The following is a 15552-nucleotide window of genomic DNA, read 5'->3' as shown; positions in this document are numbered from 1 at the left end:
AGATCTCCGGATTCAACAGTCGCTCGCCAGCCAGGGGGTGTGGCTATCGCGCGATCGCCACACACCCACACCCAACAGCATAAATGGAACGTCCCGAACTTCCCTCTTTCTTTTGAAATAAATCGATTTCCGATACCTAAGCCGAAAGGGTGATTTGAGAAGCGAGCAGAGGAATCAAATTGAATGGGGAGTCTGAGAATTTATTCTTATGCCTGCTGGCGGATGATGGCGGGGGCGATCGGGAGATAACCTGAAAACGCAAAATCAATCACTTCAAAAAAATTTCTGATGCTGCCACAATTATTTTCAGTTCCGACGGACATCGACGAAGGCAAATCTCAAACCTACCAACCCCTCAAGGGTGTCATCGTGGGGGCGGGACAAGTGGGAATGTCTTCCGCTTACTCCATGCTGATTCAAAATGTATTTGATGAAATGTTGGTGGTGGATGTCGATCGCAAAAAAGCCGAGGGCGAGGTCATGGATCTCAACCACGGACTGCCTTTCGTGGAACCCACGGACATTCGGGCGGGTTCCTGGGAAGATGCAAACGATCCGGATCTCGTCATTCTCACCGCCGGGTCCAAACAAAAACCCGGAGAAACGCGCTTAGATTTGCTGCAACGCAATACTAAAATCTTCAAAAGTATCGTTCCGGAGGCGGTCAAACACTGCCCCAACGCCATCTTCTTGGTGGTGACCAATCCGGTGGATATCATGACCTACGTTACCTTAAAAATATCCGGCCTTCCGAGTCACCGGGTTTTGGGTTCGGGGACGGTTTTGGATACAGCCAGATTTCGGTTTTTGTTGGCTGAAAAATTGGACATCGACCCCCGCAGCCTCCACGCCTACATCATCGGCGAACACGGCGACAGCGAGGTTCCGGTGTGGAGTAAAGTCAACATTGCGGGGATGAATTTATGCGACGGAAATTCCGGCGACCTCCCCGAAGATGAAAAGGAACGCCTGGAGCCCGTTTTTGAAGCGGTGAAAAATGCCGCCTACGAAATCATCGATCGCAAGGGGGCAACTTACTACGCGATCGGTTTGGGAGTCACTCAAATTGCCAAAGCGATCCTGCGAGATCAGCACCGGATTTTCACTGTCAGTCACCTGATCGAGGGCTTGCATGACATCGAGGATGTTTGCCTGAGTTTGCCCGCCGTCGTCAGTCGCCAGGGGGTGACACGGGTGCTCAATTTAGCGCTGAGTGATACAGAGAAAAAACAACTACAAAACTCCGCCAAAGTGATGCGAGAAAACATCGAAAAATTGGAGCTGTAATTCTAAATGTTGTTGCGCTTCAGCGCTTCCGATCGCCAGGGGAGTGCTGTCATCGGGAAAAGGACGAAATATTTTCACCCTTTCCCCACCCTCAAAAAAGAGGATAATCTTTTATTTTAGTAGCGGAACGTCGCCGCCAAAAGGGCGCGATCGGGCAGATTTTCCGGCTTGTCGGTGTAGACCGTCCCGCCATTCAGGAAGGTTTGAATCGCCGCGAAATCCAACAGATCGACATCGTGGGGATCGGGTTCCCGGTGCAATTCGATGGTATTGCTTTCGGGGTTAAACTGTCCCCACTGTTTCTCGCCCGTCGCCACGAACAGGGAATCCACCCGTTGATAATAAGCGGCTTTGATCACTTCCTCCATATTTCGAGAAGCCTGACCGTCGTTCCCCGCCAATTCGTGGTAGCGGTTCGTGGCTTTTTCCCGGTCAACTTTGAAGTATTGCGACATCACATTCCAAGCTTTATCGTGGAGTTCTTTCGGGGTCAGAATCTCCGAATTGACGGTGACGCATTCTTCAATTAAATGGGGGTAGGAATTCGCATCTCGATAGATGGGCAGCAGGTATTCGACCCCGGCCATAATCAGGGGCGCATTTTCTCCGTCGAGTGCCTTGCGAATTCCGGCATCGACCTTTTGGAAAAATCGCCAAATTCCGCCCTTGTCAGCCGTCGTCCCGACCCCGTGACCGTGAAAGATGAGGGATTTTCCGGCGGCGGGATTGGGGTTGCCGGTGTGCATTTGCACCTGTTCTTCCGGTTGGTCGTATTGGAGGGCTTCTTCCAAACTGGTGGGGGTGTCTCCGATATCGACTTCGTTGCTCTGATAACGGCTGGCTTGAAACAGCTTGATTTGATGCTGACTTAACGCCAAAATGTAGAACCGTCCGTTGTGGGTAAATAGCGGCATCAAGGGCTTGACATGGAAGCGATCGCCCACCGAAACCAACTCTTCAAAATACAGGGGAAGTCGGTAGTATCGGAACAGGTTCGGGGCGACAAAAATCACCAGCCCTTCGTTTTGGTGCCGCCAAAATTCCGGCTTGTCCAGTTCCATTGCGGGGGCGAGAAAGTCTTCCGCGTCGCTGTGGCGCCAACCCCGCCGTTCCAGTTGCCCGATCGCATCCGAAATCAAGTTCTTAAACCGGATCGGATCTTGACGAACCGGGGGGCCGGCTTTGTGGACGGGTAAGTAGATGGAAACGCAGGTATCTTCGCATTCCATCAACGTTTTCAGTTCGGCGTGAGATAACAGTGTCGGTGCGTTCATAAAATTCTCCTCAATAACATCGCGGATCGTCATTATTTCCAACCCATCGGTTGTTCGACTTCGGTTTCCGTTTTTTCGGCCCGGGCGCCGGGTTTGTCCACGATTTGAACGGTCGTCGCCTGGGGTCCGTTCGTGCCCATTTCGTCGGCGTAGGCAACGCCAGTCCCCACTTCCAGGCGATCAAAATCGTCGCTGATGACGCTATTTTTGTGGAAATAAACTTCCCGCCCGGAAGCGACAGATTTGATAAAACCGTGGTCGGATTCGAGTTTCGTGACGATCGCCATCATCTCCTGTTGGGGGTGGGTTTTCACCTCGCCCCGCTGCTTTTCGACCAACTCCACAACCTGGCGGCGGGCCGCTTCAAAGGCTTCCCGAATTACCGTTTCCAACGGCGTGTACTGGGTGCCGACGTCGGGGCTGCGATCGACCGCTAACTCGTGGCTGGGGGGGATGGTCATGTCGATTCTGACCCGGTAGGGGGTGCCGCTGTCGGGGCGATCGTGGGTTTTTTCCACCGCCACCCGGCAGCTACTCATGTAATCGCAAAACTTTTCCAGTTTGGCAATTTTTTCTGCGACCAAACTTTCGATCGCGTCGGTTTTTTCTAAGTTACGGTAAGTCACGTCTGTTTGGACTTTCATACTTCCTCCTGTTCGTATAAATCGGATATTTTGTAATGGTTCTATGGACAATATTCCAGATATTCTGCGGAGACGTAGCCCTGCAGGGGGGCGACGATCGGCACCCAGCCGTTTTGGCCGCGATCGCGGATGGAAACCGCCCGTCCGTCTTCCAACTGGGCGATCGTTTCGCCGCCGGGTTCTTCCCGCACGTTCAGCCTCGAATAAACGTCCACTTCCCGACAACTCGAAGTCGGAATATTGGGCAGCGGGCCGCTGCAATAGGTCAGATAATCTGCATTGACATAACCATTGACGGGAACTTCCACCGGCACCCAACCGTTGCGGCCTTCGTTGGCAATATAAACGGCTTGATCCGCTTCCAAAGTCCCCACGATTTCGCCGTCGGGCTCATCGAAAATTGCCACGCCGGAGGTGTTCGTTTCTCGACAGTTGCCCTCCGGGACGGTGGAGACAAATTCGCCCGGATTGCTGGCGGACGGTGGCAGGGGTTGCCGGCTCTGTTCGTCCCCCGGCGTCGCGCCGTCGCAGTAGCCCAAATTGGTGGCGCTGACGTACCCGCTCACCGGGCTTTCGATGGGGACCCAACCTCGATTTCCCTCGTTGGCGATGTAAACCTCTTGATTTTGCTCCAGAGTCCCGATCGCCTCTCCTCCGGGCTCCTGGCGGATGGTAACATCGGGGGTGATAATTTGCCGACAGTTGCTCCCCGGCACCGTGGACGAGGTGGACGGAACGGCGTCGCCGGGGATCGTCGGTGTCGCCTGGGCGACCGGTTGGGCGGGGGAAGAAATAGCCCCCGTACAATAGTTCAAATAGTCGGTGGAAACATATCCGTCCATCGGGGAACCGATCGCCACCCACCCATTTACGGGGTCTGTAGAAAGATAGACGTTTTCCCCATCTTCGAGTCTCCCGATTACCCGTCCGCCGGGGGTTTCCCTGACGTTGAGAGCCGTGTTCACGTCTACTTCCCGGCAGTTGACGGCCTGGGCAAACCGCCCGTTTTCTTCGGCTTTTGCCAGTCCGGGTAGGAAGCCGGCGGCCAGGGAATAGACCGCCGCCAATCCTAGGAAAATAGTCGAGTTATTTTTGAAAATCATCATTAATACAGTTTCCTTTATATCGCTTTTCTTATATTTCATTCTGGCAATTTTTGCCTCCGATCTCCTCCATCAGAAGTTGGATATTTTCAATTTTAGATGTAAAATATTCGGGAGGGCGGAGATGGAACGAACAAGTTTCCGAATGTCATGTCGCCGAGAATTGAGTGCGATCGCATTCCTCCCGGATGCCGGTCAGGTGAGGGATTGCTGACACGATCTCTCCAAACATCCGGCCCGAGGTATATAATTTTGATACCTTGTCTCGGTTATCCCAAATTTTTCCCCAACGATATCTAAGCGAGTGCTGTTTTTAAACCCCATCGATAGGAGAACGAATCGTCAATGAGTTCAGGTTCTAAAATTCAAAACCAACATTTAGATAAACTCCTTCAAGTTCTGGCCGCAATCCCCGAAAAAACATCTTTGGAAATTGCCATAACCCTCAATGTCGATGGCCTGATTGTTTCCGGTCGCATTATCAGCCAGCAGGCTTATTTTAAAGAATTGAAGAAATTGATAAAATTGGGAGACAAGCATCACGAAATTAAGCAAATACTGGAAGAATTAATCATTCAGTTTCAGGATCAGGTCAGGCGACATGAAGAAGAAGCCGTCAAACTCCCCCTCCCCGAATTCATCCACCTTAAAAATGCCAAGATGTACCCCAGCCACGGCCGGGGAATGCCCAGCACTCGGGAGGCGATATGGCGCGGCCGCATCAGCGAAGTGGGCGGATTTTCCCTCGGCGAAATCCTCTACGATTTGGACCAACTTCAAACCACGCCGTTTTCCGAGAAATAATAATTTAAAGTGGGGAGTCGGGAGTCGGGAGTCGGGAGTGGGGAAGAATGGACAATGATGATTAATTGATTTCCATTCTTCCTTCCCGATCGCTAAATACTCACCGGGGAACCGATCGCGCCCTGGGGACAACTTTTCCCTTCCAAAGCGTCCCGTTCTTCTGTGGTGAGAAAATCCTCCCGGGGGCGATCGCACACCCGCGCCGCCTCCGCCAGAACGTGGCCCCAACTGCACCGGTTCACGAACAGCATCCCCTCGCCATTCAGGGTCCCGCCGACATTCACAAATCCCAAAGCCGCCGTGCGGTTAAAACCGGTGTGCAGGGGTTGCAAAGTCCCCAGCATCGGTTCCGGGCGGGTGTGGGTGACGAACACCCGGGAGGGCACGGACTCCGGGTAAAGCGCCGCCACCAGATTTCCCGAGGCCGCGTGCTCCAACTCTCCCTCGTCCCGGGGGATGCGGAACCGCCCCGGTTCCACCATGTAAACCACCGAATGGGGCATCTCCCGTTCCGTCAGGCGGGCCGAAGCCTTCAGAACCTCCTGCAACTCGTAGGCGCCGATCGCCGTCAAAATCACCTGGGGCGAATCCTGCCGATACCCGGCCCAGCCCAGCTTTATCGCCCCTTGTTCGATCAATTGTTCCGCCTCTTCCCGACTGAAAAGATTGGCGATTCCCCGCTTGGAAACCACCACAGACCAAAACTGGCCGTGGGTTTGGTAGAGTTTCTGCATCAGCACCCCGACGCTATTGTAATCCGCCGGAAACAGCACCCGGGAGATGTCCGAAGGTTCGTTGAGCATCGCCTCCGACATCATCGGATCTTGGTGGGACTGTTCGTTTTTGCCGTTTTCCCAGGTGTGAGACGTGAGAATTAGGGGAATGGACAGCCAGTCCCGGGGTTGGCCGATGCCCTTGCGGTGTTTGGCGAAAATGATTTCCTGCCGCATCACCCCGTGCATTTTCGCCCCGAAGGCTTCGTAAGTGGCGATCAGGTTGATGCCGCCTTTATTCGCCAAAGCCGCGGCGGCGATCGCTTCTTCGTTGAGGGCCGTTATGACCGCGCCGTGGATGTCCTCGGGGATGCCCTCCTCCGGGTCGGTGACGCGGAATTTCAGGGCGTCGAGGGTGGTTTGCAGGCGGTTGGACTTCATCTCGTCCGGGTTGCCCACCCGGGGGCGCAGGTGGGGGTTGGCCCGCACCGTCGCCACGAACATTTTATCCGCCGCTTTCATGGGTTGGGAAGTCGTCCAGGCGGACCGGTCCATCCGGTTTTCGGGGATCGGTTGGAAGTCGGGTTCGGGCACTTCCCGCAGGCTGACGTCCCGCCACACCATCGGGTTGTCCCGTTCCAGGGGGCGATCGCTGTGGTCGTGGTTCTGGAATTGGGCGATCGCGGCGTCGAGCTCCTCCGGCGGCACCCACAGCTTCCGACTCCACTCGTTGAAAATCTGGGCGGCTTTGGTATCCTTGCGGGGGTTGCCTCCCAGCGGCAAGTTGTGGGCGAGGTTTTCCCCGGCGTTGTAGAACCCGGCCCCCTTTTGGGCCACGGCGATGCCGTAGGGGATGGGCACGGGATAATTAGCCTCTCCCCGTTCCACCGCTTTGGCCCCGGCTTCCAGGCGACTCTCGATTTCAAAGATCGCCCAGACGAAGGCCGCCGGATCGCCTCCGTCGAACACGATCGGATCGAAGTTGTTGAGTTTCAGGTGTTCTATCAACCAGTCGGTGCCGCCCTTTTGGGCCATCGTGCTCCGCTGGTCGATGCGGCGTCCGTTGTTGATCATGATCGGCGCCACCAAGCCGCAGTCTTGACTCCGCCACCACCGGGGCACCCAGTCGCTGCCGCGCTGTTCTTCAAAGGCGCCGTCGCTGAGGAACACCACCAACCGCTCGCCGGGGAGGGGGGTGTGGACGTATTCGAGTTGGACGAATCCCAGATAGCCGCCTTCGGCGATTCCCCCGGCGGTGTAGGGGTTGACGTGACTGCCGAGGGGGGAGTCCTGCCGCCCTTCTTCGTCGAGTTTGTAGGAGTAGAAGTCCCGGACGTAGCGGGTGAGGCCTTCGTCGCTGAGGTCGTAGCGATCGGCGTGGACGGGGTTGAGGTTATCTAATAATAGGTTCACGGAGTCGATCGCGGCGACGCAGTGTCCCTGTCCCATCATCCAACCTCGGGTGATGTGGGTGATGGCGTCGATCGCCATGTAGCCGGAATAGGCGGGGACCATATTTAATGAGCCGCCGGTGTGCCCTTCCGGTTTGGTTTTGAAGTCTTCGGGTTTGAGATCTCGCCCGTCCCGATAGATTTTTTGGGCATAGGTTTCGTGCACGACCAGCCACATCCCCGCGCTGGCGATGCGATCGAGGGCGTAGAGTAATTCCCAAAGTTCATCTTCGGGTATCCCCCGTTCGGCGAGGATTTCCGCCATGCAAAAAACCCGCTCTTGGGTTTCGGGGGTGTGTTCGATCTGCCCGTAACCCGCCGCCCAGCGATCGGCGCCGGGGTGCTTTTCTCGGAAGAGTTGGGTGCGATCGCCGCGGCGCACCGTCTCTATATTCTGGGTCTTAGTCATATTTTTTTACCTGAAGTTATACCGACATTTATCTCTGTCTCAACTTTTATCAGGTGCGGCAAATTTTTATCTCTGTTTTTGGTTAGATTTTTTCGGTTTCGGGTGGGATGGAAAATTTCGTTTTTTTTTGATGCGCGGCGGCGAAAAGGGGTTGACAGGGGGCGGCGATTTCGGATATGATGGGAACATCATCCTTCATGATGGGAGTGGTAACTGCAATAAAAAAATCGCGACTATTCCCATTATGAGAGTATGATATCAGAATTTTTGCAAAAAAGCTAGGCGATCGGCTGAAAAAAGTCGATTTTTTTGTTAAGAATTATTTCCAAAAACCACAGAGGCACTCCAGGACACGGAGGAGCGATCGTCATCCCCCCCGGCCCCCCTTTGTAAGGGGGGAGGTCGATTTTTGAGTATTTGACCGGATTTGATGTTAATCCTCTTTAGAGGATTTTTGCTGTGAGCTTGGGAATTGATTCCCGAGCGGGTCTATTCCTCCTCATTACCATTATTCTGGCTTTGACGGAGTTGGTTGAGGAGTTGCTCGAACTCCTGCATATAGCGGCCGTATTCGGTCCAGTTGTTTTGGCGCCGGGCTTCTTGGGCCTGCTGATATTTTTCCAAAACGGAATTGGTGAGTTGGGCGATATTTTCGGGGATTTGGGGTCGGGTGACGGCGGCGGGTGCGGGTTGTTGTTCTTCCGCCTGTTCGCCGAAGAGGAGGGCGAGCGATCGCTCCAAGTTTTCGGCCATCACGACTTCTTTATCGTAGGCGACGATCACCCGTTTGAGTTCCGGGAGTTCCCCCTGTTCCGCCCGCAGGTAGACGGGTTCGACGTATAATAAAGACTCCTCGATGGGGATGACGAGCAGATCGCCGCGGATCACTCTTGAACCCTCCTGACTCCACAGGGTTAGCTGTTGGGAAATGGTGGGGTTTTGGTCGATTCGGGCTTCGATCTGGCTGGGGCCGTAAATCACTTTTTGTTTGGGGAATTCGTACAATAATAATCGGCCGTAATCTTCGCCGTCCGATCGCGCCGCCATCCAGGCGATCATGTTGTCTTTGTTGACGGGGGTGAAGGGCAAGATCAGGACAAATTCTTCGCCTTCTTCTTCCGGCAGTTCCATGATCAGATAGTAGGGTTCCATCAGGCGTTGATTGCCCTCGTAAGCCTCCGTCGGGAACCGCCACAAGTCCTCCTGGTTGTAGAAGTTTTGCGGATCGCTCATGTGGTAGGCGAGGTAAATTTGGGCCTGGATGGTGAACAGATCTAAAGGATAGCGGAAGTGATCTTTGACATCGGCGGGGATCTCGTCTTTGGGGATAAATAAAGAGGGGAAAATTTTGCGGTAGGTTTCGAGGACGGGATCGGTTTCGTCCATCACGAAAAATCTCATGTCGCCGTTGAAGGCATCGACGACGACTTTGACGGAATTGCGGATGTAGTTGGCGTTGCCGCGGACGATCGCCTCGATATTTCCGCCTTCCAAAATCGCCCCGACGTTGTTACTTTGCAGCAGGGGTTTGGAGTAGGGATAGCGATCGCTCACCGTATAAGCATCGACGATCCAATATTGTTGGCCGCCGATAACCGTCATGTAGGGGTCGTTGTCCAGCCGCAAAAACGGGGCCACGCGGGCGACGCGATCGCGGATGTTTCGGTGGTAGAGGATTTTGGAATTCTCGTTAAAATAGCCGGAAATTAACAGGTTGAGATCGGCGCGATCGTAGGCGTAGGCCAGCCGCCGCCCCAGAGAACCAACGGACACGCCGCCGTCTCCCTCGTAGAATGTGAAGGCGTTTTCGTTGCTGCGGGGATAGTCGAATTCGGGGGTGTCGGTGTTGGTGAAGATATAAGTATTCGTCCGTTCGCCGTAGTAGATGGCGGGTTCTTCGATTTCGAGATCGACGGTGGAAACCGGGGGAATGTCGCGGATGAAGAATTCCGGCAAACCGTCGGGGGTGATTTGGTTGACGGGACTCATCACTAACCCGTAACCGTGGGTATATTTTAATCGCTGGTTGACCCAAGTTTGGGCTTCGGCGGGTACCTGTTCGTAGACCAATTCTCGGGGGGAAAGCATCACCTGCCTGTAATTTCCATCGAGGGTGTAGCGATCGATATCGACATCGTTGAAACGGTAGTAGAGGCGGATTTCTTGGAGTTGGCGGTAGGTACTCAGCAGGGGCCGGTAGTCCCACAGGCGGATGTTGCGGATGGTGGTTTCGTTGTCGTCGAGGGTCTGGCGATCGATGTCGCTTGCGGCTGGAAAATCGCGCCGTTCCACGTTGGGGAGGTCGTAGGCTTTTTGGGTAAATTCGATGTTGTGGGCAATGTAGGGCCGTTCTTTTTCCAGTTCGTTGGGTTCGACGACGATTTTTTGTTGAAAACTGGGATAGACGCTGGTGAGTAAAACCAGGGCGACGAGGTAAATGCCGAGGCCGACGATGGGGAAGGTGAGGCTATTTTGCCAGATGGAAAAGATGAAGGAACCGGCCAAAACGATGGAGAGTCCGGCCATCACCCAGTCGGCGAAAATGCGGGCGTGGACGTCGGTGTATCCGGCGCCGAATACGACTCCATCGGCATTTAAAAGCAGTTCGTAGCGGTCGAGTAAAAAGCCGATCGCGACCGTGACGGCGATCGCGGCCATTAAAATACTGATGTGGGTTTTGGCTTGTCCGGTGAAAAAGTGTTTCCAGTCGTAGCGGCCGCGAAATTGTCCTTTTAATAAATAGATGGCGACGGCGATCGCCAGTCCCCAGACAAACAGACTCAACAGCCAGTCCTGGAGGGTTTCATAGAGGGGGAGTTGGAAGATATAAAACCCGACATCTTGGTTATAAATCGGGTCGGCGATCGCGAATTGGGACTGATTCAAATATTTGAGAAAAACTTCCCAGGAGTCGTAGGCGACGGTGGCGGCGCCGAGGGATATCGTGAAAATCAGAAAGACGGCGACGACCCGCACCAGGCCGCGGCTGTAGGGTTCAAATTCCGTCCCCTCCAAAAACTCGAAGCGGCGGTGGCGGGTGAAGTGTTGGGCGATCGCGTAATTTCCCCCCAAAAAGGCGGCGTACAAAACGAATCCCCCCACCCACAATAAAATCTGCCAGGTGATGCGGGTCCAAAACACCGAGGCGAAATCCACCGCATCGAACCACCACGCCTCGGTTAACAAGTGAACCAACGTCCCCGACAACGTGAAGCCCAGGAGGGCGATCAGGACGACGGCGATAATAATTCGATCTCGAAGTTTCATATTATGGTGGTGCGCTGCAATCTGTGGACGTTCCCCCCTCCCTACACCCTACACCCTACACCCTACACCCTACACCCATCATCGGGCGCTGCTGGTGAGGGCGGGTTCGGCAAACTCCGAGGCGACATCGGGGAAATACAGTCGGGTGACGTATTCTTTCACCATGCGATCGGTGTTGAATTGGGGTCCGACGGTTTTGATCGAGGCTTTCATCATGTCGATCCACCTGCGGGGGAGGTGGTCCCCGTCGCGATCGTAGAATTGGGGGACGATCTCGTTTTCTAAGAGATGGTAGAGGTGTTCGGCGTCCCGGCGATCCTGTTCTTCCCGGTCTTCGGGGGAGGGATTGTGGTCGTCGGTATCGGCAAACGTGCGATCGCCGATCGCCCACCCGTTGAGGCCGCGACCCTCGGAGTCCGCCCGGTAGGCTTCGTTCCACCACCCGTCCCGGATGCTGCAGTTGAGTCCGCCGTTGAGGGCGACTTTCTGGCCGCTGGTGCCGGAGGCCTCCAGGGGACGGCGGGGGGTGTTCAGCCACAGATCTACCCCCCAAACTAACATCTTGGCGGTGAGGATGTCGTAATCTTCCAGAAAAACCACCCGGGACCAGATGTCCTCGTCGTGACTCCACTCGATCAGCCGCTGCATGATGCGTTTGCTTTCGTCGTTGGCGGGGTGGGCTTTTCCGGCGAAAATAATTTGCACGGGCCGATCGCGATCGCGGAAAATATTAAACGCCCGTTCGGGATCTTGCAAAATCAGATCGCCGCGCTTGTAGGGGCTGAACCGGCGGGCGAAGCCGACGGTGAGGGCGTCGGGGTCGAGGATGCGATCGCAGGCTTCGATGTATTTCGGATCTTCCCCGCGATCGCGGCGGGCCTGTTTGAGGCGGTTGCGGGTGTAGATGACCAATTGTCGCTTCAGCAGGCGGTGACGCTGCCACAAATCGCCCTCGGGGATGCGGTCTATCCCCCCCCACATTTCCAGTTCGCAAGCCCGCTGCGCCCAATTTTCGCAGAGGTGGCGGGCGTACAGGGAGGCCATCAGCGGCGAGATCCAGGTGGGGGTGTGGACGCCGTTGGTGATGGCGGTGATGGGGACGTCCTCCACGTCGCGATCGGGGTAAAGGACCGACCACATCCGGCGGCTGACTTGGCCGTTGAGTTGGCTGACGCCGTTGGCGATCCGGGACATCCGCAGGGCCAGAACGGTCATGTTGAAGGGGTCCCAGGGGTCCCCCGGTTTCCTCGCCCCCAGATCCAGGAACGCATCCCGGGACAGTTGCAAGTCGGGCCAGTAGTGGCAGAAGAAATCGTCGATGAAGTCGGGGGAGAAGGTGTCGTGGCCGGCCATGACGGGGGTGTGGGTGGTGAAAACGCACTGTTTCCGGACGGCGGTTTGGGCCTCCTCGACGGATTCGCCGGTTTTTGCCATCCGCCGCCGCAGCAATTCCAGGGCGGCGAAGGCCGAGTGTCCCTCGTTGAAGTGGTAGATGGAGGGGTGCAAATTGAGGGCTTCCAAAAGGCGGACGCCGCCGATGCCGAGGAGAATTTCCTGGCCGATGCGGGTGTTGTCGTCGCCGCCGTAGAGGGTGTTGGTGAGGGTGCGATCGAGGGGATCGTTGTCGTCGCGATCGCTATCCAACAAATACAAATTCAGCCGGCCCACCCGCACCCGCCAAACCTGGGCGTTAACCGGGCGACGGCGGATTCTGACTTCGACGGTGAGGGGATTTCCGTCGCCGTCTCGCACCAATTCTAGCGGCAGTTCGGAAAAGTTTCGGTCCGGAAATACTTCTTCCTGCCAGCCTTCGGAGTTGAAATGCTGTTCAAAATAGCCGTGGTGGTAGATCAAGCCCACCCCCACCATCGGGATGCCCAAATCGGAGGCGGATTTGAGTTGGTCTGCGGCCAAAATTCCCAGGCCTCCCGCGTAGGTTTTCAGGCAGGGATGCAATCCGAATTCGATGCAAAAATAGGCGATGGGTTCGTCCGGGGTGAGGTCGGGGAAGCCTTCTTTCGCCCAGGTTTCCCCGGCGTTCATGTAGTGCTGAAATTGTTCTCCGACTTGGCGCGATCGCTCCCGGAACGTCGGGTCGGTGGCGACCTGCATCAGTTGGGTTTCGGGGAGTTCCAGCAAAAATTTGACCGGATTTTGACCGCAGCGGTCCCACAGTTGGGCGTCGATATCCCGAAACAGGGAGGTCGCCTCGGACGACCAACTCCACCAAAAGTTAAATGCCAGATCGACCAAAATATTTAAAGCCGGGGGAAGTTGCGATCGCAGTTGCGCTTTTACCGAGTGTTGGGGTTCCGTCATTTTCCCGCATTAAAATTGCTGCAAAGGTTCTGGAGTGCCCGCCGATTCCGGGGGGTTGCAAGGCTGCGGATATCCAAAATTTACCTTTAGCCTAGAGGCGAGGATCAAAAAATTACATCCCCCCAATGGTAGAGTTTGGAATTGAAAGCCGGTGGGGGCGCGGGGCTTGCGCCCAATTTTAAAAAATCTATCTATCGGTGTAAAATACCGGGCGACTCCCGTGATAAAACAAGATAAAAAGACAATGGGAGTCGATGTGTCGTGACTCAATCCGACTATAAAAACCTACTCGATACGTTATTAGAATTGCGCGAATCCGTCTGCGAAGATGGCGAGAAACTGTATCAAAAATGGGAACCCAACATCTCGCGGCGGGCGTTTCAAATTAGCGGACAGAATTTGGCGAACTACATTATTTTCCGACAGCACGATTTGCGAGGGATGCAGCGGGATTTGATGCCCCTGGGTTTGTCGTCCCTGGGCCGCTGCGAGTCCCGGGTGCTGCCGAATTTGGACGCCACGATCGCCTCCCTGGGGGCCATTTGCGGGGTCGATGACGGCAACTTGCCCTCCCACCCCTCCGCCGACACGTTCTTCGAGGGGGAACACCTGCTGCGGCACCACACCGAAAAGTTACTCGGCGCGTCGAATCACGATCGCTGGGTGCGGATCATGGTGACGCTGCCCTCCGACGCGGCGGAAAATTACGAATTTTTCCGGGAAATCCTCAACCGGGGGACCAACTGCGTGCGGATCAACTGCGCCCACGACGGCCCCGAGGCGTGGGAAAAAATGGTCGAGCACCTGCGGCGGGGGGTGGCGGAGACGGGGCAACCCTGCCAACTGCTGATGGATCTCGGCGGCATCCAGGCCCGGACGGCGGACACGATCGCCCCGGACCCGAAACAGCGGCGGTTGCACATGGGCGATCGTCTGTTGATGACCCGGGACAAACCTGAACCGCGATCGGATCTGGAATTCCAGGCCCGGTGCACCATCCCCGAAATTTTAGACCAACTTCAGGTGGACCAGACGGTGTGGATCGACGACGGCAAGTTGGGGACTCGGGTGGAGAAAATAGCGCCGGAAGGGATATTTTTGAAGGTGATCAAAGCCCGCCCCAAAAAGGGGGAGAAACTAAAAGAAGACAAGGGCATCAATTTTCCCGACACGGAATATTACTACGATTCTCTGACGGAAAAAGATTTCCGAAATTTGGATTTTATCGCCGAACACGCCGACTTGGTGGGGCACTCTTTCGTCCAGGAAGTGGCGGATTTGCGACGACTGCAGGACGAGTTGAAAAAGCGGCGATCGGCCGAGTGTCCCATCGGAATTATCGCCAAAATCGAAACCCACGCCGCCATCAAAAACCTCCCGGATCTGATCGTCCAGGCGGCCGGCAACCAACCCTTCGGCGTCATGATCGCCCGGGGGGATCTGGCGGTGCAAATCGGCTACCAGCGGATGGCGGAAATGCAGGAGGAAATCATGTGGATGTGCGAAGCCGCCCACGTCCCGGTAATTTGGGCGACCCAGGTGTTGGAAAAGTTGGCGAAACAGGGGGTTCCGTCGCGATCGGAAATCACCGACGCGGCGATGGCGCAGCGGGCCGACTGCGTGATGTTGAATAAGGGTCCGTTCATCCCGGAGGCGGTGAGTATTTTGGACGACGTTTTGACCCGGATGCAGGAACATCAGATGAAGAAAACCCCCCAACTGCGAGCCCTCAATTCCTGGAGTGAATTGGCATCAATTTAAAAGCCCCAAACCCGTTGTTGCGCTGGGGCGCTTAAAGCCCAAAAAAAACCGGTTTCGATTTGAGAAACCGGCCTATTGACTTAGGAGAAAAAATTATAGTACCAACCGTGTTTCGGATTTAGCTGGCAGGCATGGTTCCAGTTTGGCTGTTTCCCGCGCCGCCCTCGGGGTTGACGTACCATTTGCCGTCTTCACCTTCGTGATACTGGCTTTTGAGAGAATTCCAGGCGATCTGACGGGCTCCATCTTCGCTGATGCCGTCGGAGTAGGCGCTGTTGAACGCCGCCCGGAAAATTTGCTGGGCGCCTTGGGGCAACTGTTGCTTCAGTTCTTCCGGCAGTTCTTGGATAGTTTCGTAAGGCATCTTATTTTAGCCTCCTTTTTTATCAAATTTTCTCTCCCTCCAATTAAGCACATATTTTCGATACCCGTCATCTATCCGAAGTTATAGCAACGAGCGCTCACGTGGTTACAGTTGAAATGGGGTCAGAAATTTTCAAACCCTTATAGAAAAGCCGTT

General features: G+C 55.2%; 10 protein-coding genes. 3 read left to right on the top strand and 7 right to left on the bottom strand.

Annotated features, from left to right (window positions below; translation table 11 throughout):
- The first annotated feature begins 288 nt into the window (after positions 1-288).
- Entirely contained in the window at positions 289-1287 is a 999-nt protein-coding gene (locus LKE08_RS09465) for an L-lactate dehydrogenase (protein ID WP_324703974.1), read from the top strand.
- A 116-nt stretch (positions 1288-1403) separates the two neighbouring features.
- On the opposite strand, the gene LKE08_RS09460 is transcribed toward LKE08_RS09465, so the two are convergent.
- From LKE08_RS09460 to LKE08_RS09450, 3 genes are read right to left on the bottom strand one after another with little or no spacing between them, the layout of a single operon-like run.
- Positions 1404-2561, bottom strand: coding sequence for a hypothetical protein (locus LKE08_RS09460; protein ID WP_324703973.1), 1158 nt, complete (start codon positions 2559-2561; stop codon positions 1404-1406).
- 32 nt (positions 2562-2593) lie between these two features.
- Positions 2594-3205 carry an HPF/RaiA family ribosome-associated protein gene (locus LKE08_RS09455; protein WP_324703972.1) on the bottom strand — a complete coding sequence of 204 codons (612 nt, stop codon included), beginning with the start codon at positions 3203-3205 and terminating at the stop codon, positions 2594-2596.
- 41 nt (positions 3206-3246) lie between these two features.
- Complete coding sequence (locus tag LKE08_RS09450) at positions 3247-4311, bottom strand: SH3 domain-containing protein (RefSeq protein ID WP_324703971.1); 1065 nt, start codon at positions 4309-4311, stop codon at positions 3247-3249.
- A gap of 342 nt (positions 4312-4653) precedes the next feature.
- On the opposite strand from LKE08_RS09450, the gene gvpU reads away from it, so the two are divergent.
- A complete protein-coding gene (gene gvpU / locus LKE08_RS09445) occupies positions 4654-5112 on the top strand; it encodes a gas vesicle accessory protein GvpU (protein WP_324703970.1) in 459 nt (152 codons plus the stop codon).
- A gap of 92 nt (positions 5113-5204) precedes the next feature.
- Here the strand turns inward: gvpU and LKE08_RS09440 are convergent, their stop codons facing one another.
- The 3 genes from LKE08_RS09440 to glgP form a co-directional block, all read right to left on the bottom strand.
- Complete coding sequence (locus tag LKE08_RS09440; RefSeq protein WP_324703969.1) at positions 5205-7685, bottom strand: hypothetical protein; 2481 nt, start codon at positions 7683-7685, stop codon at positions 5205-5207.
- A 489-nt stretch (positions 7686-8174) separates the two neighbouring features.
- Entirely contained in the window at positions 8175-10952 is a 2778-nt protein-coding gene (locus LKE08_RS09435; RefSeq protein WP_324703968.1) for a UPF0182 family protein, read from the bottom strand.
- A gap of 78 nt (positions 10953-11030) precedes the next feature.
- Entirely contained in the window at positions 11031-13271 is a 2241-nt protein-coding gene (glgP, locus tag LKE08_RS09430) for an alpha-glucan family phosphorylase (RefSeq protein WP_324703967.1), read from the bottom strand.
- A 261-nt stretch (positions 13272-13532) separates the two neighbouring features.
- On the opposite strand from glgP, the gene LKE08_RS09425 reads away from it, so the two are divergent.
- Positions 13533-15032, top strand: a complete 1500-nt coding sequence (locus LKE08_RS09425; RefSeq protein ID WP_324703966.1) for a pyruvate kinase — start codon at positions 13533-13535, stop codon at positions 15030-15032.
- 118 nt (positions 15033-15150) lie between these two features.
- Here LKE08_RS09425 and LKE08_RS09420 read toward each other — a convergent pair whose 3' ends face one another.
- Positions 15151-15396: a ChaB family protein gene (locus LKE08_RS09420; RefSeq protein WP_324703965.1), complete on the bottom strand. Its 246-nt coding sequence runs from the start codon at positions 15394-15396 to the stop codon at positions 15151-15153.
- Between the last annotated feature and the right edge of the window lie 156 nt (positions 15397-15552).

Origin of the sequence: Lyngbya sp. CCY1209, from assembly GCF_035615495.1 — a bacterium.
Classification (GTDB): domain Bacteria; phylum Cyanobacteriota; class Cyanobacteriia; order Cyanobacteriales; family Microcoleaceae; genus Limnospira.
This window is presented reverse-complemented; position numbering and strand designations above follow the sequence as displayed.